The sequence below is a fragment of the Streptomyces sp. NPDC085596 genome, from assembly GCF_044541565.1.
In the GTDB taxonomy this organism is placed as follows: Bacteria; Actinomycetota; Actinomycetes; order Streptomycetales; family Streptomycetaceae; genus Streptomyces.
In genome coordinates this window covers 144,949-166,222 of record NZ_JBITTC010000006.1, presented here as the reverse complement: position 1 = coordinate 166,222, position 21,274 = coordinate 144,949, and the positions used below count along the sequence as shown (strand labels likewise).

Here is a 21,274-nt window from a genome sequence, read left to right as displayed (position 1 = left end):
CCGGCACCGCGGACTCGCTCACAGCGTGTGCTCCCGCGACCCGTCCCCCGCGGCCGAGGGGCTTTCGTACGCCGCCAGGGCCTCGCGGGCGGCCCGGCGGGCGCGGTCGGCGAGGTCGGGCGGCGAGGCGATCCGGCCGTCCGGGCCGAGCCGCAGGGCGAGGCGCCGCAAGGAGGCCGGGTCGGGGGTGCGCAGGGTGATGCGCAGGCCGCCGTCGGGCAGCTCCTCGGCGCTGTCGTGCGGGTAGTACTCGGCGACCCAGCGGCCGCCGGGGCCGACCTCGACCACGACCTCCGGGTCCTCGGCGGCGGGCTGCACCAGCCCCTCGGACAGGTCGCGCGGCTCTATCTCGGGCGGCGCGGCCGGCTCGTCCAGAATCCGGATCTCCGCGACCCGGTCCAGCCGGAAGGTACGGCGCGCCTCCGAGCGGCGGCACCACGCCTCCACGTAGGTGTGCCCGACGCTGACCAGGCGGATCGGGTCGATCTCCCGCTCGGTCAGCTCGTCGCGGGCCGGGGAGTAGTAGCGCACCCACAGCCGGCGGCGCTCGGAGATGGCCCGGTCCACGTCGGCGAAGACACCGCCCTCGGACTCGAAGGTCACCGACAGCCGGGAGCTGGCCCCGGCCGCCTCACCGGCGGCGGTCTCCACCTTGGCGGTGGCCCGCACCAGCGCCTGCCGGTCGCTCTCGCGCAGCCCGGGCAGCGTGGCCACCGCGCGGGCGGCCACCAGCAGCGCGGTCGCCTCGTCGGCGGCGAGCCGGAGCGGTTCGGCCGCGTCCTCGCCGAGCGCCGCCGGGTTGTGCCACCAGATGCGCTCGCCATCGGTGTCGATGTCCAGCAGGTCCCCGCCGCGGAAACTGGTGCCGCACATGGGCAGCACGTCCAGGTCGGAGACGAGTTCGTCCTCGGTGATGCCGAAGGCGCGGGCCACGTCCACGATCCGGGCGCCGGGGCGCTCGCGCAGATACGTGACCAGCGACAGCATCCGCCGGGTCTGGTCGATGGCGTTCACGGGCCTTGCCGGTTTACCTGCCATGGTCTTAGCTCCGCTCCCCCTCAGCCCTTGGCCACGGCACGCAGCCGGTCCACCACGTCCGCACGCAGCTCGGCCGGTTCCAGCACCACCACGTCCGGTCCGAACTCCACCAGCCAGGCATCCAGCCCATGCCCGTACGGAATCTCCAACTCGTCCCAGCCGTCGCCCAGTTCCCGTACCTTGCCGGCCTTGGCCCGCAAGGGGTAGCCGGCACCCGAACGCAGCCGGATCAGCGCCGAGCGGTCGGCGGTCTCCCCCGCCCACCCGGCGACGGTCTCCCTGACGGTGACCACATCGGGCACCGGCGCGGTGAAGCCCGTACCGCGCGCCCGGACCTTGCCGGTGATCCGGGACAGCCGGAAGACCCGCTCCGCGCCCCGCTCGCGGTCGTAACCCGCCAGGTACCAGTGGCCGCGCCAGCACTCCAGCGCCCAAGGCTCGACATGCCGGGTCTCGGGGCGGGCGGCGGACGCCTTGCGGTAGTCGAAGACGACCGGGCGGCGGTCCCGGCAGGCCAGCATCAGCGGTTCGAACGCGGCCTCGTGCACCGGGATGCGCGGCTCCAGCGCGCCGTGCGAGCCATAGGGGTCGACATCCTCGGGCAGCCCGGCCGCGCGCAGCTTCTGCAGGGCGCCGCTGGCCGCGCCGGCCAGCCGGGCCTGCTGCCAGACCTTGGCGGCCAGGCCCAGGGCCGCGGCCTCCTCGGCGTCCAGGGTGATCGCGGGCAGCCGGTTGCTGTCGCGGCGGGCGAGATAGCCGACCTCGCCCTCGAGGTTCTCCACGGTCTCGATGACCAGGCCCAGCTCGCGCAGATCGTCCTTGTCCCGCTCGAACATGCGGTTGAAGGAGTCGTCCGACCCCGCTTCCAGGTACGCCTCGATGGACCCGCGCAGCTCGCGCTTGCTGAGCGGCCGCCGTGTGCCGAGCAGGCACAGCGCGAGGTTCATCAGCCGCTCGGCCTTGGCAATGGCCATCGACGCCCTACGCCTTCCCTCAGATGCTTCCGACCGTTGACCGTACCGCTCGCAGGTGGCGCGGCAAAAGCCGAAGCAAAGAACAAGGGCCAATGCGGACGACAAGGGTCAAAGAAGAAGGGCCCGCGCACCCGGCGCGGGCCCCACTTCGATCAGTACCGATCAGGTCAGCGCTTGCCGACGCCCACGAGGTCGCAGACGAAGATCAGCGTCTCACCCGGCGCGATCCGGGCGCCGGCACCCCGGTCGCCGTACGCGAGGTGCGCCGGGATGATCAGCTCACGGCGACCACCGACCTTCATGCCCTGCACGCCCTTGTCCCAGCCCTGGATGACCTGGCCCTTGCCGAGCTGGAAGTCCAGCGGCTTGCCGTGGTTCCAGGAGGCGTCGAACTCCTCACCCGTGGAGAACGCGACGCCCACGTAGTGAACCTTGACGAAGTCGCCCGCCTCGGCGACCTCGCCGTCGCCCTCCCAGATGTCCTTGATCTCAAGGTCCTTCGGCGGCTCGCCGCCCGGAAAGTCGACCTCGGGCTTCTCGATGCTCACGTCAAAAGCTCCTGCTTGTGTACGACACGAAACATGGACAGTCTGTCATCCTCGCAGCTCCGCCGCCCGCAACGGGGCACCCGGCGAGAACGCCCGACACGCTACATCGCCGCGAGGATGTCCACCGTGAAGACCAGCGTGGCGCCCTTCTTGATACCGCTCCCGCTCGGCGGGTTGTCGCCGTAGCCCAGGTCCGGCGGCACCACGATCAGCACCCGGCTGCCGACCTTCTTCCCCGTGACCCCCTGCGCAAGCCCCTTGACGACCTGCTCCATCTGCTCCACCGAGAACTGGCTGAGCCGCCCCGAACCGTACGTCTTCTGGAACGTCTTGCCGCCCTGCCACTCCAGCCCCTGGAACTGGCACAGGATCGCCTGCTTCTTGGTGACCTCGTCCCCGTCACCCTCCAGCACGTAGTTCGACACCAGCTTCTTCGGGGGCGCCGACTTCGGCAGCGTCACCTTCGGCAGATTGCCGTCCGTGTTCGTGGCCACCTTCGGCAGCGCCGCGTCCGTCTGCGGGATCTCCTTGCCCTTCGCCGAGCTCTTGGCGTTGTAGGAGTCCAGCAGATCGATCACGAACACCAGCGTGTCCGTGCCCTTGATCCCCGCCTGCTCATTGCCCGACGGCCCGTACCCCCAGGTCGGCGGCACCGCGATCTCCACCCGGCTGCCGATCTTCTTCCCCGTCAGCGCGTACCGCCAGCCGTCGATGATGCTGCCCTGCGCCAGCTGCAGCACCAGCGGATTACGGTCGTAGGAATTGTCGAAGACCTTCCCCGAGCTCCAGATCTGCCCCAGGTAGTTCGCCCTGATGAAGTCGTTCTCCGCCACCGTGCGGCCATTGCCCGCGATCGCCGTACGGACCGCCAGATCCTTCGACGGGTCACCCGTCCCCTTGGCGACCGTCGGCTTCTGACCGAACTTCGTCCCCGCCGTGATCGCCGGCAGCGGACCGTCCACGATCTTCGGCGGCGGAGGCGAGGACGGCGACGCCGACGCGGACGGGGACGCACTGGTCTTGCTGGACTTCGAATCGCCGTCGCCGCACCCGGCGAGCGTGACCAGTCCAGCGGGAACGGCGGCCAGGAGGAGTGAGCGTCGGCGCACGGGAGATGCCTCGTAATCGGTCGATCTTGCGGATTGGGTGCGCGCAACTCTACGGCGTGACAAGGGCGCCGTACGGTAAACGTACGGCGCCCGTGTGGCGCTCGGTCAATACGGCGCCGAAACCCGCGGCTCACACCGCCACGGCTACATTCCGGCGATCAGTTTCTCCACCCGGTCGTCCACCGAACGGAACGGGTCCTTGCACAACACCGTGCGCTGCGCCTGGTCGTTGAGCTTCAGATGCACCCAGTCCACCGTGAAGTCCCGGCGCTGTTCCTGCGCCCGCCGGATGAAGTCACCGCGAAGCCGCGCCCGAGTCGTCTGCGGCGGCACCGACTTGCCCTCGAAGATCTTCAGGTCATTGCAGATCCGCGCCGCCTGACCCTTCTTCTCCAGCAGGTAGTACAGCCCACGACGCCGGTGAATGTCGTGATACGCGAGGTCTATCTGCGCGACCCGCGGATGCGACATCGTCATGTTGTGCTTCTCCCGGTACCGCTCGATGAGCTTGTACTTCATCACCCAGTCGATCTCGGTACCGATCCGGTCCAGCTCCTCCGTCTCGATCGCGTCCAGCGTCCGGCCCCACAGCTCCAGCACCTGCGCGACCGTCCCCGTACGGATGCCCCGGCGGTCGCAGAAGTCCACCGCCTTGTCGAAGTACTCGCGCTGCACCTCCAGCGCCGACGCCTCCCGGCCACTGGCGAGACGCACCTTGCGCCGCCCGGTGATGTCATGACTGACCTCACGGATCGCCCGGATCGGGTTCTCCAGCGTCAGATCCCGCATCACGGTGCCCGCCTCGATCATGCGCAGCACCAGATCGGTGGCACCGACCTTCAGCAGCATGGTCGTCTCGGACATGTTCGAGTCACCCACGATGACATGCAGCCGCCGATAACGCTCGGCGTCCGCGTGCGGCTCGTCACGGGTGTTGATGATGGGCCTCGAACGCGTCGTCGCCGACGACACGCCCTCCCAGATGTGCTCCGCCCGCTGGCTCACGCAGTACACCGCACCACGCGGCGTCTGGAGCACCTTGCCCGCGCCGCACAGCAGCTGCCGGGTCACCAGGAACGGGATGAGGATGTCCGCGAGCCGGGAGAACTCCCCGTGCCGCGCCACCAGATAGTTCTCGTGGCAACCATAGGAGTTGCCCGCCGAGTCGGTGTTGTTCTTGAAGAGGTAGACGTCGCCCGCGATTCCCTCCTCGTGCAGGCGTCGTTCCGCGTCCACCAGGAGTCCCTCGAGAATGCGCTCGCCGGCCTTGTCGTGGGTGACCAGTTCGGTCACATTGTCACACTCGGGTGTCGCGTATTCCGGATGTGAGCCCACGTCTAGATACAGCCGGGCACCGTTCCGCAGAAAGACATTGCTGCTGCGGCCCCATGACACGACACGGCGGAAGAGGTACCGCGCCACCTCGTCAGGAGACAGACGCCGCTGTCCCCTGAACGTGCACGTGACGCCGTACTCGTTCTCCAGCCCGAAAATGCGGCGGTCCATGACTGAACATTACGCCCGATCCCCTGAACTGAAACGGGGTTCGGCAGCACGATCTGGATCATTTTCCGATGAAGCCGCAACCACACCGCCCCCAACCGGAGCCGTCAGCACCCGCCCCGTGGCCAGCAGCACCAGCAACGACGCACACCCCGCCACCCCCGGCAGCGCGAACCCCCACGACGCACCACCCGACTGGACCACCGGCCCCGCGAGCCCCGTACCCACCGACGCGCCCACCATGAACGTCGTCACCAGCCACGAGAAAGCCTCCGTCACCGTCCCCGCCGGAGCATGCCGGTCCACGATGATGAACGCACACGCGATGCACGGTGCCAGGAACACCCCCGACACCACCGACAACAGCACCATCGCCACCACACCCGGCATCGACAGCAACGGCAGATAACACACCGCCAGCAACGCCACCAGCACCCGCAACCGCCGCTCCGGGACCCCGGCCCACCGCCGCGCCCCGTACACCGTCCCGCCGGCCAGCGCCCCCAGACCCAGCCCCGCCATCATCCAGCCGTACACCGCGTCACCACCGTGCCCGTCCGCGTACGACACCGACGCCACCGTGATCGACCCCATGGCGATCCCCACGAACAGGAACGCCCCCAGCAACGCCAGCAGCCCCCGCGACCTGAGCGCCCCCAGCCAGTGCGCCTCCCGCGGCTCCGACCGCCAGGCCCGCGACGGCGCCGACACCACCACCGACAGCGCCCCCAGCACCCCCACCACGTTCAGCACCAGCAGCGCCGCCCGCTCCGACCACACCGACACGCACAACGTCACCAGCAGCGGCCCGACCGTGAACATCACCTCCTGCGCCACCGCGTCCAGCGCGTACGCCGTGTGCACCTGATCCCCCCGGCGCAGCACCGACGGCCACAACGCCCGCAGCCCGCCCTCCAGCGGCGGCGTGAACAGCCCGGCCAGCACCACCAGCGCGTACGCGAGCCCCAGCGGACCGATCCCGCAGAACGCGAACCCCGCCATCGCCAGCGCCGACGCCACCGCCGCGGGCAACTGCACCCTCGGCTGCCCGTACAGGTCCACCAGCCGCCCCAGCAGCGGCTGCCCCACCGCGTTCGCCACCCCGTACACCGCCGCCAGCGCACCCGCCAGGCTGTACGTACCGCCCTCCGCGCGCACGAACAGCACCATGGCGATCGGCGCCACCGCGTTGGGCAGCCGGCCCACCAGCGTCCCGGTCAGCAGACGCAGCGCATGCCGCGCCCGCAGGATCTCCAGATAACCCGTCGCCATGTCCCGCCCCTTCAGCGGCCGCTCCGGACCGCCGCGACGTCCCCGAAGTGTTACGTATAACTAACGCCTTCATACGTACCATGTGCGCTGTCCGACCGTCCAGAACGCAACCCCGCCCATACCAAGGAGCACGCCCACGGTGGCACGCAGCAGCACGCGCCCGACCAGCCGTGACGTCGCCCGCGCGGCCGGAGTCAGCCAGGCCGCCGTCTCACTCGTCCTCGGCGACAAATGGCGCGGCCGCGTCGCCGAGACCACCGCCGAGCGCGTACGCCAGGCCGCCACCGACCTCGGCTACCGCCCCAACCTCGCCGCCCGCAACCTCCGCCTCGGCCACACCCGCACCGTCCTCCTCGTCGTCCCCGCCCTCACCACCGAGTTCTTCGCCGGCGTCTACACCGGAGCCGCCCGCGTCGCCGCCCGGCACGGCTTCGGCGTCGTCCTCTACCCCTCCCCCGAAGGCGTCGGCCCCGCCCGCGACCCCTTCGCCTCCGCCCAGGCCGCCCTCGACGGCGTCATCGCCTCCTCCATGGCCGCCGACGCCCTCACCGCCATCAGCGGCGACCAGCTCCCCCTCGTCATGCTCGACAGCGACCCCGCCGGCAGCCTCGGCGCCGCCACCGTCAACCTCGACATCACCGACGGCGTCCGCCAGGTCACCGACCACCTCCTCGGCCTCGGCCACCGCCACGTCCTCCACCTCGCCGCCGACGTGCCCTCCTGGACCTTCGAGATCCGCGCCCGCGAACTCGCCGACCGCCTCGCCGCCGTACCCGGCACCCGGCTCGCCACCGCCCACGCGCCCATCACCATCGACGCCGCCCGCGCCGCCACCGAAGCCGCCCTCACCACCCCCGGCCCCCGCCCCACCGCCATCGTCTGCGACGACGACAAACTCGCCGCCGGCGCCTACAAGGCCCTGCGCCGCCTCGGCCTGCGCATCCCCGACGACATCTCCGTCACCGGCCTCGACGACCTCGCCCTCGCCACCGCCCTCGACCCCGAACTCACCACCGTCCGCCTCGACGCCGAACTCTTCGGCGAACGCGGCATGGAAGCCCTCCTCGCCGTCCTGGACGGCCGCGAACCGGAACACGGGGACATCCCCGTCCACCTCATCCCCCGAGCCTCCACGGCCCCGCCACGGCCCTCCTAGGGCCCATCCGGCGCCGGCAACACAAGGTGCCCCCGACCGGAAACCGGCCGAGGGCACCTGAAAAACACCGCGCGAGCGCGCGCCTCACTCCTTCTCGGAGCCCGCCGCACCGGGAGCGTCCGGAGCGTCGTCCGGATCGTCCGCGCTCTCCGCCTCGGTCGTCGCGCCGTTTGCCGCCAGCAGCCGCGACAGCTGACCGCCCACGATGCGCTTGAACTTCCGCTTCTGCGGACGCGTCCGGTCCAGCACCGCCACCTCGAGACGCTCAGCCGGAATCTCCCGCTCACCGCCATTGGTGTCCCGCGACAGCGCCTGCACCGCCAGCTTCAGCGCCTCCGCCAGACTCATCCCGTCCCGGTGCCGCTGATCCAGGAACGTACTGATCTGCTCCGCGTTACCGCCGACCGCCACCGAACCGTGCTCGTCCACGATGGAACCGTCGTGCGGCAGCCGGTAGATCTGGTCACCCTCCGGAGTCGCGCCGACCTCCGCCACCACCAGCTCCACCTCGTACGGCTTCTCGGCCGCCGAGGAGAAGATCGTGCCCAGCGTCTGCGCGTACACGTTCGCCAGGCCGCGCGCGGTCACATCGTCACGGTCATAGGTGTAACCACGCAGATCCGCGTACCGCACACCGCCGATGCGCAGATTCTCGTACTCGTTGTACTTGCCGGCGGCCGCGAAACCGATCCGGTCGTAGATCTCGCTGAACTTGTGCAGCGCACGGGACGGGTTCTCGCCGACGAACACGATGCCGTCGGCATACTGCATGACCACCAGGCTGCGACCGCGCGCGATGCCCTTGCGGGCGTACTCGGCGCGATCCGCCATGGCCTGCTGGGGTGAGACATAGAACGGCGTCGACACCGGTTATCCGTCCCTTTCTGTCATGGTCACTGGATCACCTCACTGCGAAGACCGGACGCCCGCTCAGAGCAGGGCGGCCCGCGGACCGTCCGGCTCCTCCAGCCGCCGCTGCAGCACCGCGCGCGACAGCTCGGACGCCTCCTGCTCGGTCAGCCTGCGGAAGCCCTCGTCGGTGATCACCGTGATGATCGGATAGATCCGGCGGGCGACATCGGGACCACCGGTCGCCGAGTCGTCGTCGGCCGCGTCGTACAGCGCCTGCACCACCAGGGTGGCGGCCTCCTCCTCGGTCAGGTCGCCGCGGAACAGCTTCTTCATCGCACCGCGCGCGAACACCGAGCCCGAGCCGGTCGCCGCGAAGTTGTGCTCCTCGGAACGGCCGCCCGTCACGTCGTACGAGAAGATGCGTCCCCGCTCGCGGTCCAGGTCGTACCCCGCGAACAGCGGCACCACGGCCAAGCCCTGCATGGCCATGCCGAGGTTGGAGCGGATCATCGTCGAGAGGCGGTTCGCCTTGCCCTCCAGGGACAGCTGGGCGCCCTCGACCTTCTCGAAGTGCTCCAGCTCCAGCTGGAAGAGCTTCACCATCTCCACGGCCAGACCCGCCGTGCCGGCGATGCCCACCGCCGAGTACTCGTCCGTCGGGAACACCTTCTCGATGTCCCGCTGCGCGATGACGTTGCCCATGGTGGCCCGGCGGTCACCGGCGAGGACCACACCACCGGGGAAGGTGACGGCCACGATCGTCGTCCCGTGCGGGGCCTCGATCACGCCCTGGACGGGCGGCAGCGTCCGCTTGCCCGGCAGCAGCTCCGGCTGGTGATCGGACAGGAAGTCCATGAAGGAGGACGACCCAGGCGTCAGGAAGGCAGCTGGTAGACGCCCGGTGCCACGAGTATTGGCTTCCACGAGTTTCCTTCCAGATAGGCGGCGGCCCGGCGAGCGGTGTCAGGGTCGTCCCTCAACAGACCAAGGCCGGAATTGCAGTTAAAGCACAGTACGCCACGGACCCTACCCGTCTTGTGGCAGTGATCCACATGAATGGCTGGGGCATCCAGACAGATCACGCAGAGCCCCCGCTGCGAGGCGATCATGGCGTCACGCTCGGCTTCCGTGATGCCGTAGTGGCGTTTGAGGTGGTCTGCACGGCCCTTCGCCGCCCGACACGCCTTGCAACTCGTCGAGAGACCGTCGGAAGCCGTCGCGTTACGATGCCACTCGCTGTGCGGCTTGATCTCCCCGCATCTCCGACAGAATTTGTATCCCTCCGGCGTCTCCACCCTCGGCCGGACGTTCTTGCCCTTCGCCACTTGACGGGTTTGGTGATACGTCGCCGCGCACGGACGGCAGTAAGCCTGTAATCCGTCGCGGGTCGATCTGTTACGGGCGAAGGTTGCTCGCGGCTTGGTCTCCCCGCACCGCGAGCAACGCTTCGGCCTCTCTCCTTGCCCCACCGAGTCCCCCGATACCGCTACCTACGATTCGAAGGAAGAGTGGCCTACTGGCCACCCTTCTGAACGAATGAGCGCACGAAATCCTCGGCATTCTCCTCGAGGACATCGTCGATTTCGTCCAGAACCGAGTCGACGTCGTCGCTCAGCTTTTCCTGTCGTTCCTTGAGGTCTTCGGAGCTCTGTGCTTCCTGGGTCTGCTCCTCGACCTCTTCGGTGGAGCGTGTGGCCTTCTGCTGGCCGCCGCCGGTGTCCTTGGTCGCCATAACCCTCACCCCGCTCAGTTCGCCGTTCGGTGATGATCAGACCCTACAAGCCGGGTCCGACATCGGCCCCCTAGTTCCAGGAACGTACGGGGGCCATCTCGATGATTCCCTGACGCCGGGATTTCCACCCTGCGAAGGGAGCCGAATCAATGCCCCGGGCCGGGGTTTCAATTGCCGGAGAGCACCCTGACCAGCTCGTCGGCGGTCCGGCACCGGTCCAGTAGTTCCTTGACGTGATTTCGCGTTCCGCGAAGCGGTTCCAGGGTTGGCACCCGCTGGAGCGAGTCGCGGCCGGGCAGGTCGAAGATGACCGAGTCCCAGGAGGCCGCGGCCACGTCGTCCGCGTACTGCTCCAGGCACCGGCCGCGGAAGTAGGCCCGGGTGTCCTCCGGCGGCTTGGTACGCGCCCGCTCGACCTCCGCCTCGTCCAGCAGCCGCTTCATGCGGCCCCGGTCGACCAGGCGGTTGTAGAGGCCCTTCTCGGGGCGTACGTCGGCGTACTGGAGGTCGACCAGGTGCAGCCGGGGCGCGTCCCATTCGAGGTCGTCGCGGCGGCGGTAGCCCTCCATGAGCTGCCGTTTGGCGACCCAGTCCAGTTCGCCGGCGAGGCTCATGGGGTCGCTCTCCAGCCGGGTGAGGGTGTCCTCCCAGCGGCCGAGGACGTCCTTGGTCTGGTCGTCGGCGTCGGCGCCGTAGCGCTCCTCGACGTATTTGCGGGCTAGCTCGAAGTACTCCATCTGCAACTGCACGGCGGTGAGTGTGCGCCCGCTGCGGAGCGTGATGAGGTGCTTGAGGGAGGGGTCGTGGGAGACCTGGTGGAGGGTGCGGACGGGCTGGTCCACGGCGAGGTCCACCGCGATGAAGTTGTCCTCGATCATGGACAGGACCAGTGCGGTGGTACCCAGCTTGAGATAGGTGGAGATCTCCGAGAGGTTGGCGTCGCCGATGATCACGTGGAGACGGCGGTACTTCTCGGCGTCCGCGTGGGGTTCGTCGCGGGTGTTGATGATGGGCCGCTTGAGGGTGGTCTCCAGGCCCACCTCGACCTCGAAGTAGTCGGCGCGCTGGCTGAGCTGGAAGCCGTGTTCGTGGCCGTCCTGGCCGATGCCGACGCGGCCTGCGCCCGCGAAGACCTGGCGGGAGACGAAGAAGGGCGTCAGGTGGCGCACGATGTCCGAGAAGGCGGTCTCCCGCTTCATCAGGTAGTTCTCGTGCGTGCCGTAGGAGGCGCCCTTGTTGTCGGTGTTGTTCTTGTAGAGGTGGATGGGCTGGGCGCCGGGCAGCGCGGCCGCGCGTTCGGCGGCCTCGGCCATGATGCGTTCGCCCGCCTTGTCCCAGAGGACGGCGTCCCGGGGGTTGGTGACCTCGGGGGCGCTGTATTCGGGGTGGGCGTGGTCGACGTAGAGCCGGGCGCCATTGGTGAGGATGACGTTGGCGAGGCCGATGTCCTCGTCGGTGAGCTGGCTGGAGTCGGCGGCCTCCCGTGTGAGGTCGAAGCCTCGCGCGTCGCGCAGCGGGTTCTCCTCCTCGAAGTCCCAGCGGGCTCGGCGGGCCCGGTGCATCGCCGCCGCGTAGGCGTTGACGATCTGGGACGAGGTGAGCATGGCATTGGCGTTGGGGTGGCCGGGGACGGAGATGCCGTACTCCGTCTCGATGCCCATTACTCGCCGTACGGTCATGCGGCCCTCCTTGCCCGGCGGCACCCTCTGTCTTGGGTGTCGCTCGCGTACCGCTGGCGCTCCGGTGCGTGTGCGGTGCCCGTCCCCGCACTGCGCGACTCGGCGGTAGGAAAGAGCCTAGAACGCCTTTGCACTGGTGGGGAGATCATTTGCGTCATTGACTACTCCGGTCGTGGCCTGAAAAGCAGGCGGCTGCGGATGCCCGAGGCGGGCATCCGCAGCCGCTCGGCCTTTTACAGGTACTGACCGGTGTTCGCCACCGTGTCGATGGACCGTCCGGTGTCCGCGCCCTGCTTTCCGGTGATGAGGGTGCGGATGTAGACGATGCGCTCGCCCTTCTTTCCGGAGATACGGGCCCAGTCGTCGGGGTTGGTGGTGTTGGGCAGGTCCTCGTTCTCCTTGAACTCGTCCACGCATGCCTGGAGGAGGTGGGAGACGCGGAGGCCCTTCTGGCTCTTGTCGAGGAAGTCCTTGATCGCCATTTTCTTGGCGCGGCCCACGATGTTCTCGATCATGGCGCCGGAGTTGAAGTCCTTGAAGTAGAGGACTTCCTTGTCGCCGTTGGCGTAGGTGACTTCCAGGAAGCGGTTCTCCTCGGATTCGGCGTACATCTGCTCGACCGCCGTCTGGATCATGCTCTGGACGGTGATCTCCCTGTCGCCGCCGTGCTCGCCGAGGTCGTCGGAGTGCAGCGGGAGGCGCTCGGTGAGGTACTTGCCGAAGATGTCCTTGGCCGCTTCGGCGTCGGGACGCTCGATCTTGATCTTCACGTCGAGCCGGCCGGGCCGCAGGATGGCGGGGTCGATCATGTCCTCGCGGTTGGAGGCGCCGATGACGACCACGTTCTGCAGGCCCTCGACGCCGTCGATCTCGGCGAGGAGCTGGGGGACGATGGTGTTCTCCACGTCCGAGCTGACGCCGGAGCCGCGGGTGCGGAAGAGGGATTCCATCTCGTCGAAGAAGACGATGACGGGGGTGCCCTCGCTGGCCTTCTCACGGGCACGCTGGAAGACGAGGCGGATCTGCCGCTCGGTCTCGCCGACGTACTTGTTGAGCAGCTCGGGGCCCTTGATGTTGAGGAAGAAGCTCTTGCCCGATGCCTGTCCGGTCACTTCGGCGACCTTCTTGGCGAGCGAGTTGGCGACGGCCTTGGCGATCAGGGTCTTACCGCATCCGGGAGGTCCGTAGAGGAGGACGCCCTTGGGCGGGCGCAGCTCGTGCTCCTTGAAGAGGTCGGGGTAGAGGTAAGGAAGCTCGACGGCGTCGCGGATGGCCTCGATCTGGCCGCCGAGTCCGCCGATCTGTTCGTAGCCGATGTCGGGGACTTCTTCGAGGACGAGTTCTTCGACCTCGCTCTTGGGCACGACTTCGTAGACGTAGCCGGAGCGGGGTTCGAGGAGGAGGGCGTCGCCGGGGCGGATGGTGATGCCCCGGAGCGGTTCGGCGAGCCGGACCACGCGTTCCTCGTCGGTGTGTCCCAGTACCAGGGCTCGTTCGCCGTCCTCGAGGATCTCCTTGAGGGTGACGATGTCGCCGACGCTCTCGTACTCCATGGCCTCGACCACGTTGAGCGCTTCGTTGAGCATGACTTCCTGGCCGCGCCTGAGGGTGTCGAGTTCGACGCTCGGGCTGACGTTGACGCGGAGCTTGCGGCCGCCGGTGAAGATGTCGGCGGTGCCGTCCTCGTTGGCCTGCAGGAAGGCTCCGAAGCCGGCCGGCGGCTGGGCGAGCCGGTCGACTTCCTCCTTGAGGGCCACGATCTGGTCGCGGGCTTCGCGGAGTGTGTTGGCCAGGCGCTCGTTCTGTGTGGAGACGCCGGCCAGGTTGGTCTGAAGCTCGACGATCCGCTCCTCGAGAATCCTCGTGTGCCGCGGAGAGTCGGCGAGCTTGCGGCGCAGGACGGCGATCTCCTGCTCAAGATAGGCGATCTGCCCGACAGGGTCGTCGGACCCTCGTCCCGAGCGGATGCCGCGGTTGGTGTCGTCGTCGTGGGCTGCCACGGTCCTCACCTCCTCCAAGGGGAGCTGGACGCTTCCAGACCCTACCTGGGTGGGTGTCGATTGAAACCCCTAGATCACAAAGACTGTCAAGGTGTGTCGTCGGTCACCCGGTGCGCTCCCTCTCGCACGGAGGGGATACCCACTGAACGTGATGCGGAAGCCGCTTGTTCCGGGTCGGCCGGTGTCAAGACCCTGCAGGAGTGGCCGGAGTTGTCCTGCGCGGGGTGGTGGGGCGGTTCCGGGGCGGCGGCGAACGGGGCGTGGGGGTTCGTGGGGTCATCACACTGAGCGACGGAGGGGTCCTTCGGTGTCATGTCCAGGGCGGCCGGATGTCGTCGTTCCGGAGGAACCCCCCACCCGGTCGCACACGGCGGGAAAGCGGGCGGCGGAGGTAGGGTCGTGATGTTCGACAGCCGCCGTGCGCATCCGCCCGGCGAACCCAGGTCAGGAGAGATGAGCGTGCAGCAGGAGGCCCCGGACGGCGAGGCGCTGGAGGTCTGGATCGACCAGGACCTGTGTACCGGTGACGGGATCTGCGCCCAGTACGCGCCGGAGGTGTTCGAGCTGGACATCGACGGGCTGGCTTATGTGAAGGACGCCGACGACGAGCTGCTCCAGGGCGTGGGCGCGACGACGCCGGTGCCGCTGCCGCTGCTCACGGACGTGGTGGACTCGGCGAAGGAGTGTCCGGGGGCGTGCATCCATGTGCGTCGCGTTTCGGACAGGGTCGAGGTGTTCGGGCCCGAGGCGGACTGAGTCCGCTCGGGACGGCTTCGGCGAGGACGCGCGCGTGCGGGGCATGCGCGCGTCTCGTGCGTTCGGGGTCGCGGGCGCGTACGGGGTCAGACGCCTCGGGTCTCGGCGGGGGTGGAGCGCAGGAAGGCGTGGCCGTTCCAGTGCCAGGCGGCGGGTTTCCTGACGTCGGGGCAGCAGCTGGGTACGTCGTCGGTGGAGTAGCCGAGCAGAGTGGCTGTCACGGTCCGGGCGCTCAGGTCGAGGTCGGTGACGGTGAGGCGGTCGGCCGGCTGGACGAGGGTGGCGACGACGCGCGGCTTGCCGTCGGCGAGGTTGCGGGTGAGGACGTAGAGGGCGTCGGGCGGGGTGCCCATGGCGGCGTCGCAGTGGACGACGGCGACCGTTTCGGGTTTGCCGTCGCCGTCGAGGTCGCCGCTGGTCTTGCGGGCGACGACGGCTTTGACGGGGCCGCAGTCCAGGGGGAAGGCGACGCCGGTGGTGCCGGGCGGGGTGGTGGCGGTGGGCGCGGGGGCGGGCCTGGCCTCGGTGGCGGTGGTCGGCTGGGCCGCGGTGGCCGGGCCGGGCTGTACGAGGGAGGACAGTGCGATCACGCCGGCGACCGCGGTGGCCGTGGCGACCCAGTGGATGGGCCGGGTGTCCGTGCGGGCGAGCTCCGGGACGGCGGATTGCTGCACTAGGAGGGTCTCCTGTGGGGCTGTGCCGGTGAAGGGGTGGCCAGCATGGTGTCACACGTCACGGTGGGTGGGAACGGCGGGGCGGGTGCGGATTTCACGCGGGCCGGGGGGGGCGGCTGGGGTCAATGCGAGGGCGCCGTGCCCGAGTTCCCGTGGGTGGTGGGGAACTGGGGCACGGCGCCCTCGTGTTGTGCCGGGTGGGTGCGGGTCAGCGGCCCGCGCCGCCGTCGGCGTTGGGTCCGGCGTAGTCGTCGCCGTAGGCGCCCTTGGCGGGGCGGCGGCGGCGCATGGGGGGCTCGACGCCGTCGGCGAGGCGGCGGGCGGTGAGGAGGAAGCCGGTGTGGCCGATCATGCGGTGATCGGGGCGGACGGCGAGACCCTCGATGTGCCAGTTGCGGATCATGCTTTCCCAGGCGGTCGGCTCGTTGAAGCAGCCGATCTCGCGGATGGACTCGACGGTCCGGGCGAGCTGGGTGGTGGTGGCGACGTAGGCGCAGAGGATGCCGCCGGGGACGAGGGCCTTGGAGACGGCCTCGAGGCATTCCCAGGGGGCGAGCATGTCGAGGATGACGCGGTCGACGTCCGTGTCGGACAGGTTGTCCTGGAGGTCGCCGACGGTGAGCTGCCAGGCGGGGTGTTCGCCGCCGAAGTAGCGCTCGACGTTCTGCTTGGCGATCTCTGCGAAGTCCTCGCGGCGCTCGTAGGAGTGCAGCATGCCCTGGTCGCCGATGGCGCGGAGCAGGAAGCTGCTGAGGGAGCCGGAGCCCACGCCCGCTTCGACGACGCGGGCGCCGGGGAAGATGTCGGCGAAGGCGAGGATCTGCCCCGCGTCCTTGGGGTAGACCACGGCGGCGCCGCGGGGCATGGACAGGACGTAGTCGGGGAGCAGGGGGCGCAGCGCGAGGTAGGCGACGTTGCCGGTGGTGCGGACAACGCTGCCCTCGGGGGCGCCGATCAGTTCGTCGTGCGGGAAGGAGCCCTTGTGGGTGTGGAAGTTCTTCCCGGCTTCGAGCGTGAACGTGTAGTGGCGGCCCTTGGGGTCGGTCAGCTGAACCTGGTCCCCGACCTTGAAGGGCCCGCGCCTGCGGGCGGCACCGGTCGGTTCGGACATGTGACCAGCCTACCGGCAGCGGCGGGGGGTGCCGACCACTCTCCCCGGTGCCGCTAGGAGGGGCGGGCCATGGCCTTCACGAAGGCTTTCTCGACATCCGCCGCGGAGAGGACCCCGTAGATCTCGCCCGTGTTCTCGATCACGAGGTACTCGGTGGCGGGAGTGGCGCGGAGGGTGTCGAGCAGTTCCTCGCCCGCGAGCTCGGCGGAGACGCGCATGCCGTCGGTGAGGTCCTGGGCGAGTTCGCTGACGGCGACCCAGGGGCGGCGGTGTTCGGGGACGCCGACGATGGCGGCTTCGCGGACGAGGGAGAGGGGGGTGCCGTCGGCGTCGACGACGACGAGGGCGCGGGCTCCGGCGGCGTTGGCGCGGCGCAGGCCCTCGGAGAGGGGGGTGTCGGTCTGGACGGGGACGGCGCGGCGGGTGAGGGTGCGGGCGCGGAGGTCGGGGAGGTGTTCGCGCAGGCGGGCCATGCGGAGGCTGTTTCCGGCGCCGGTCCAGATGATGGCGGCGAGGATGGCGGCGAGCAGGGCGTCGGTGACGGTGTCCATGCCGCTGATGTCCTGGTCGCCGCCGAGGGCGCCGGACTGGTTGAGCAGGGGCAGTCCGATGAGGACGGAGACGGCGAGGGCGCGGCCGACCCAGGCGGCGGCGACGGTGCCGGTCATGGGTTTGCCGGTGATCTTCCAGACGACGGCGCGGAGCATGCGGCCGCCGTCGAGGGGGAGGCCGGGCAGGAGGTTGAAGATGGCGACGATGAGGTTGGAGATCATCAGGCCGCCGAGCAGGACGCCGGGGACGGTGCCGGGCTGGACGGGTTTGAGGGCGAGGTAGAAGAGTCCGGCGAGGACGAGGGAGAGCAGGGGGCCGACGAAGGCGAGGACGAATTCGCGGCCGGGTGTCTCGGCTTCCTTCTCGATCTCGGAGACGCCGCCGAAGAACTGGAGCTGGATGCGGCGGACGGGGAGTTTGAAGCGGAGCGCGGCGATGGTGTGGGCGAGTTCGTGGACGAGTACGGAGGCGTAGAAGGCGACCGCGAAGAAGAGGGAGACGAGGTAGCGCAGGGCGCCGAGTTCGGGCAGGACGCGGTCGAGCTGGCCGCCGAAGACCCAGGTGATGAGGGCGGCGACGAGGAACCAGCTGGGTGCGACGTAGACGGGTACGCCGAAGGGGCGGCCCATGAGGATGCCGCCGCCGGGTTCCTTGGGGCGCTCGGGGGGCGGGTCGGTGCGGGCGATGCCGGCGTGGGCGAGGGAGCGGTGTTCGTGCTCGGTGCGCTCCGGGGTGTCGCCGGGTCCGTGCTGGTCGGGGGTGGCCCTGTCGTGCTCCGGGCCGGGCTCGGGGTCGTGTTCCGGGTTCGGGGTCGGAGGCACTGGGGGGTGCTCGGCCGGGTGGTTCTCGTCCGGCCGCGGCTGCCCGTTCCCGCCGCTCACGTCCACGGTGTCCCCTCGTTCGAAGCGTCTTCCGCGCGTGGCCGGGCGGAAGGGTCTCGGGTCGATGGTATGCGGCCGGGGTGGCGCGGTCCGCTCCGGCACCCTGGTGTTCTTGGGGCGGAGGGTGTGCGGCTGGGTCGCTGTCGGTGCCGGGCCGTATGGTCTGGGGTCATGGAGAGCAGCGGTGAGGACAGGGCCCCTGAGGGCGTTCGGGGTGGCGAGGGCGGCGCGGAGGGTGTCGCGCGGGTCGTCGTGGCGCCTTCGTCGCTGTCTCCGTCGCGGGCGAGTGATTTCATGCGGTGTCCGTTGCTGTACCGGTTCCGGGTGATCGACCGGCTGCCGGAGAAACCGAGTGAGGCGGCGACGCGGGGCACGTTGGTGCACGCGGTGCTTGAGCGGTTGTTCGACGCGCCGGCGGAGGAGCGTACGGCGCCGCGGGCGAAGTCGTTGGTGCCGGCGCAGTGGGACCGGTTGCGGGAGAGCCGTCCGGAGGTCTCGGAGCTGTTCGAGGGTGATCCGGAGGGTGAGCGGCTGGCGCGCTGGCTGGGTGAGGCGGAGCGGCTGGTGGAGCGCTGGTTCGCGCTGGAGGACCCGACGCGGCTGGAGCCGGCCGAGCGTGAGCTGTTCGTGGAGACGGAGCTGGAGTCGGGGCTGCGGCTGCGCGGGATCATCGACCGGGTGGATGTGGCGCCGACGGGTGAGGTGCGCATCGTCGACTACAAGACGGGCAAGGCGCCGCGGCCGGAGTACGCGGAGGACGCCCTGTTCCAGATGAAGTTCTACGCGCTGGTGGTGTGGCGGCTGAAGCGGGTGGTGCCGAGGCGGTTGCAGCTGGTGTATCTCGGCAGTGGGGATGTGCTGACGTACGACCCGGTGCCGGCGGATCTGGAGCGGGTGGAGCGGAAGCTGCTGGCGTTGTGGGCGGCGATCCAGGAGGCGACGGAGTCGGGGGTGTGGCGGCCGCGGCCGACGAAGCTGTGCGGCTGGTGCGATCACCGTGCGGTGTGTCCGGAGTTCGGGGGTACTCCCCCGCCGTATCCGCTTGCCGTGAGGGCGGCGGAGTCCGGTGCGGATGATGTGGGCAGAATGGGGCCGGTCTAGCGAAGGAGTTCTCACGTGGCCATCCGCGTCCTTTTGGTCGATGACCAGCCGCTGTTGCGTACCGGGTTCCGGATGATCCTGGAGGCGGAGATGGGCATCGCGGTCGTCGGTGAGGCCGGTGACGGTCTGCAGGCGCTCGATCAGGTGCGTGCGTTGCAGCCGGATGTCGTGCTGATGGACATCCGTATGCCCCGGATGGACGGGGTGGAGGCGACCCGGCAGATCACGGGTCCGGAGCGGGACGGTCCGGCGAAGGTGCTGGTGCTGACGACGTTCGATCTGGACGAGTACGTGGTGGAGGCGTTGCGGGCGGGGGCGAGCGGTTTCCTGCTGAAGGACGCTCCGGCGGACGAGCTGGTGCAGGCGATCCGGGTGGTGGCGGCGGGTGAGGCGATGCTGGCGCCGAGTATCACGCGCCGGCTGCTGGACAAGTACGCGACGCATCTGCCGTCGGGTGAGGAGCCGGCGCCGAGCACGCTGCACACGCTGACGGACCGTGAGGTGGAGGTGCTGAAGCTGGTGGCGCGGGGGCTGTCGAACGCGGAGATCGCGGCGGATCTGTTCGTGAGCGAGACGACGGTGAAGACGCATGTGGGGCATGTGCTGACGAAGCTGGGCCTCAGGGACCGGGTGCAGGCGGCGGTGTACGCGTACGAGAGTGGTCTGGTGCGGCCGGGCGCGCAGTAACTATGGCCGAGGGCGCCCCTTCCTCACGGGAGGGGCGCCCTCGGTGTTTTCCGTGGGAGGTGGCTCAGCTCTTGCTGAGTTCCCAGAAGCGGAACACGGTGGAGGCGTCGAGGCAGTACTCCAGGCCGTAGACCCCGTCACGGACGACGGCGTACTGCTTGGCCTGCCAGACGGGCAGGATGGGCAGTTCGGCGGCGACGATGTCCTGGACCTGCGCGAAGTCCTTGTCGGTGGCGGCGCGGTCGCTCTGGGCGGCGGTGGCCGGGAGCAGGGTGCCGGTCAGGCGGCTGTTGTCGTAGCCGTTGGCCAGGACGTTGCCCTTGCCGAAGAAGGGGGCGGTGAAGTTGTCGGCGTCCGGGTAGTCGGGCACCCAGCCCTTGACGTAGACGCCGTACTTGCCGGCGGCGATGTCCTTCTCGTACTGGCCGAAGTCGACGGACTTGACGTCGGCTTCGAAGAGGCCGCTGGCGTTGAGCTGGGCGGCGACGGCGCGCAGTTCGGCGTCGGTGGCGGGGCCGTAGCGTGCGGGGGTGGACCAGAGGGTCAGCTTGACCTTGCCGGTGATGCCGTCGGCGCGCAGGGCCTGGGCGGCCTTGTCCTTGGAGGGGCGGGCGCCGTAGGTGTCGAAGAAGGCGGTGTTGTGGCCGATGATGCCCGCCGGGATGATCGAGTACAGCGGGGTGGCGGTGCCCTGGTAGACGTTGTGGATGAGGGCGTCGCGGTCCAGCAGGTGGGCGATGGCCTTGCGGACGCCGAGCTTTCCGGCGACGGGGTCCTTCATGTTGAAGACGAGGTGCTGGACCTCGGCGCTGCTGCCCTCGATGACGTCGATGCCCTTGGTGCCTTCCTGGGCGTCGATGCCGGTGATGTCGCCGGCGCTCAGGCCGCGGTAGGCGATGTCGATGTCGCCGCCGAGGAGGGCCTTCTTCAGGGCTTTCTGGTCGCCGTGGAAGAACTTGAGGGTGACGCCGGAGTTCTTGATGTCGGCGGTGCCCTTGTAGTGGGAGTTGACCGAGAAGACGGCCTGGCCCTTGTCGAAGGAGTCGAGCTTGTAGGGGCCTGAGCCGATGGCCTTCTTGTCGGTGCGCAGGCCGTCGGCGTCGTACTGGCGGTGGTCGACGATGGAGCCGGCGCCGGAGGCGATCTTGCTGGGGAAGGTCGCGTCGGGGGCGTTGAGGTGGAAGACGACGGTCTTGGCGTCCGGCGTCTCCACCTGCTCCAGCGTCGGGAACATGACAGCCGGACCGGCGGCGTCGTTGATCTTCAGCAGGCGGTCGAAGGAGAACTTGACGTCCTCGGAGGTGAGGGAGTCGCCGTTGCTGAACTTCAGACCGGGCTTCAGCTCGCACTTGAACACGGTGGCCCGCGCGTCACCGAACGCGCAGGACTTCGCCAGCTCCGGCTCCGGCTGGGTGCCGCCGTTGGGGAAGCTGAGGAGCGACTGGAAGACGTTGTTGAACAGCAGCCAGGAGCCGGGGTCGTAGCCGGATGCCGGGTCGGTGGCCAGGACGTCGTCGGACATCCCCATCACCATTGCCTGGCCGGTGCCCTTGGCGTCGTCGGTCCCGGAGCCGCAGCCGGTCAACAGGCCGCAGGCCAGCCCCGCCACCACGGGCAGGACCGGCCACTGGTTGCGCATGTTCACAGCA

General features: G+C 69.3%; 20 protein-coding genes. 4 read left to right on the top strand and 16 right to left on the bottom strand.

Annotated elements, in window-relative coordinates; translation table 11 throughout:
- Positions 1-18 precede the first annotated feature (18 nt).
- The 6 genes from ACIGA3_RS19505 to ACIGA3_RS19480 form a co-directional block, all read right to left on the bottom strand.
- Entirely contained in the window at positions 19-1,038 is a 1,020-nt protein-coding gene (locus tag ACIGA3_RS19505) for a helix-turn-helix transcriptional regulator (protein ID WP_399717022.1), read from the bottom strand.
- Between the two features lie 20 nt (positions 1,039-1,058).
- Positions 1,059-2,012, bottom strand: a complete 954-nt coding sequence (locus tag ACIGA3_RS19500) for a helix-turn-helix transcriptional regulator (RefSeq protein WP_399717020.1) — start codon at positions 2,010-2,012, stop codon at positions 1,059-1,061.
- Positions 2,013-2,179: 167 nt separating this feature from the next.
- The gene (locus ACIGA3_RS19495) at positions 2,180-2,560 is read right to left on the bottom strand and encodes an FKBP-type peptidyl-prolyl cis-trans isomerase (protein WP_399717017.1); all 381 of its coding nucleotides are present in this window, start codon (positions 2,558-2,560) and stop codon (positions 2,180-2,182) included.
- 101 nt (positions 2,561-2,661) lie between these two features.
- Complete coding sequence (locus ACIGA3_RS19490) at positions 2,662-3,669, bottom strand: FKBP-type peptidyl-prolyl cis-trans isomerase (RefSeq protein WP_399717015.1); 1,008 nt, start codon at positions 3,667-3,669, stop codon at positions 2,662-2,664.
- A gap of 144 nt (positions 3,670-3,813) precedes the next feature.
- Positions 3,814-5,175: a Pup--protein ligase gene (pafA, locus tag ACIGA3_RS19485; protein ID WP_026249154.1), complete on the bottom strand. Its 1,362-nt coding sequence runs from the start codon at positions 5,173-5,175 to the stop codon at positions 3,814-3,816.
- Between the two features lie 9 nt (positions 5,176-5,184).
- Positions 5,185-6,444, bottom strand: a complete 1,260-nt coding sequence (locus ACIGA3_RS19480) for an MFS transporter (protein ID WP_399717013.1) — start codon at positions 6,442-6,444, stop codon at positions 5,185-5,187.
- 139 nt (positions 6,445-6,583) lie between these two features.
- Between ACIGA3_RS19480 and ACIGA3_RS19475 the strand changes: the two genes are divergently transcribed.
- A complete protein-coding gene (locus ACIGA3_RS19475) occupies positions 6,584-7,600 on the top strand; it encodes a LacI family DNA-binding transcriptional regulator (protein ID WP_399717010.1) in 1,017 nt (338 codons plus the stop codon).
- A gap of 84 nt (positions 7,601-7,684) precedes the next feature.
- Here the strand turns inward: ACIGA3_RS19475 and prcA are convergent, their stop codons facing one another.
- From prcA to arc, 6 genes are all read right to left on the bottom strand, one after another.
- Positions 7,685-8,467 (bottom strand): proteasome subunit alpha, encoded by a 783-nt coding sequence (prcA, locus tag ACIGA3_RS19470; protein ID WP_399717008.1) that lies wholly within the window; start codon positions 8,465-8,467, stop codon positions 7,685-7,687.
- 63 nt (positions 8,468-8,530) lie between these two features.
- Positions 8,531-9,376: a proteasome subunit beta gene (gene prcB, locus ACIGA3_RS19465; RefSeq protein ID WP_399717005.1), complete on the bottom strand. Its 846-nt coding sequence runs from the start codon at positions 9,374-9,376 to the stop codon at positions 8,531-8,533.
- Positions 9,328-9,921: an endonuclease VII domain-containing protein gene (locus tag ACIGA3_RS19460; RefSeq protein ID WP_399717002.1), complete on the bottom strand. Its 594-nt coding sequence runs from the start codon at positions 9,919-9,921 to the stop codon at positions 9,328-9,330. The genes prcB and ACIGA3_RS19460 overlap by 49 nt, the downstream gene beginning before the upstream one ends.
- Positions 9,922-9,965: 44 nt before the next feature.
- Positions 9,966-10,184, bottom strand: a complete 219-nt coding sequence (locus tag ACIGA3_RS19455; protein ID WP_399717000.1) for a ubiquitin-like protein Pup — start codon at positions 10,182-10,184, stop codon at positions 9,966-9,968.
- A 167-nt stretch (positions 10,185-10,351) separates the two neighbouring features.
- Entirely contained in the window at positions 10,352-11,863 is a 1,512-nt protein-coding gene (dop, locus tag ACIGA3_RS19450; protein ID WP_399716998.1) for a depupylase/deamidase Dop, read from the bottom strand.
- A gap of 233 nt (positions 11,864-12,096) precedes the next feature.
- Positions 12,097-13,863, bottom strand: a complete 1,767-nt coding sequence (arc, locus tag ACIGA3_RS19445) for a proteasome ATPase (protein ID WP_399716996.1) — start codon at positions 13,861-13,863, stop codon at positions 12,097-12,099.
- Positions 13,864-14,316: 453 nt separating this feature from the next.
- On the opposite strand from arc, the gene ACIGA3_RS19440 reads away from it, so the two are divergent.
- Positions 14,317-14,619 (top strand): ferredoxin, encoded by a 303-nt coding sequence (locus ACIGA3_RS19440; RefSeq protein WP_399716993.1) that lies wholly within the window; start codon positions 14,317-14,319, stop codon positions 14,617-14,619.
- Between the two features lie 86 nt (positions 14,620-14,705).
- Here ACIGA3_RS19440 and ACIGA3_RS19435 read toward each other — a convergent pair whose 3' ends face one another.
- From ACIGA3_RS19435 to ACIGA3_RS19425, 3 genes are all read right to left on the bottom strand, one after another.
- On the bottom strand, positions 14,706-15,293 hold the full coding sequence (locus tag ACIGA3_RS19435) for a hypothetical protein (RefSeq protein WP_399716991.1): 588 nt from the start codon (positions 15,291-15,293) through the stop codon (positions 14,706-14,708).
- A 208-nt stretch (positions 15,294-15,501) separates the two neighbouring features.
- Positions 15,502-16,404: a tRNA (adenine-N1)-methyltransferase gene (locus tag ACIGA3_RS19430; RefSeq protein WP_389004769.1), complete on the bottom strand. Its 903-nt coding sequence runs from the start codon at positions 16,402-16,404 to the stop codon at positions 15,502-15,504.
- 53 nt (positions 16,405-16,457) lie between these two features.
- A complete protein-coding gene (locus tag ACIGA3_RS19425) occupies positions 16,458-17,843 on the bottom strand; it encodes a site-2 protease family protein (RefSeq protein ID WP_399716987.1) in 1,386 nt (461 codons plus the stop codon).
- Positions 17,844-18,008: 165 nt separating this feature from the next.
- On the opposite strand from ACIGA3_RS19425, the gene ACIGA3_RS19420 reads away from it, so the two are divergent.
- Both ACIGA3_RS19420 and ACIGA3_RS19415 read left to right on the top strand, forming a co-directional pair.
- Entirely contained in the window at positions 18,009-18,938 is a 930-nt protein-coding gene (locus ACIGA3_RS19420) for a RecB family exonuclease (RefSeq protein ID WP_399716984.1), read from the top strand.
- A gap of 15 nt (positions 18,939-18,953) precedes the next feature.
- On the top strand, positions 18,954-19,625 hold the full coding sequence (locus tag ACIGA3_RS19415) for a response regulator (RefSeq protein WP_399716981.1): 672 nt from the start codon (positions 18,954-18,956) through the stop codon (positions 19,623-19,625).
- Between the two features lie 64 nt (positions 19,626-19,689).
- On the opposite strand, the gene ACIGA3_RS19410 is transcribed toward ACIGA3_RS19415, so the two are convergent.
- Positions 19,690-21,270: an ABC transporter substrate-binding protein gene (locus ACIGA3_RS19410; protein WP_399716979.1), complete on the bottom strand. Its 1,581-nt coding sequence runs from the start codon at positions 21,268-21,270 to the stop codon at positions 19,690-19,692.
- Between the last annotated feature and the right edge of the window lie 4 nt (positions 21,271-21,274).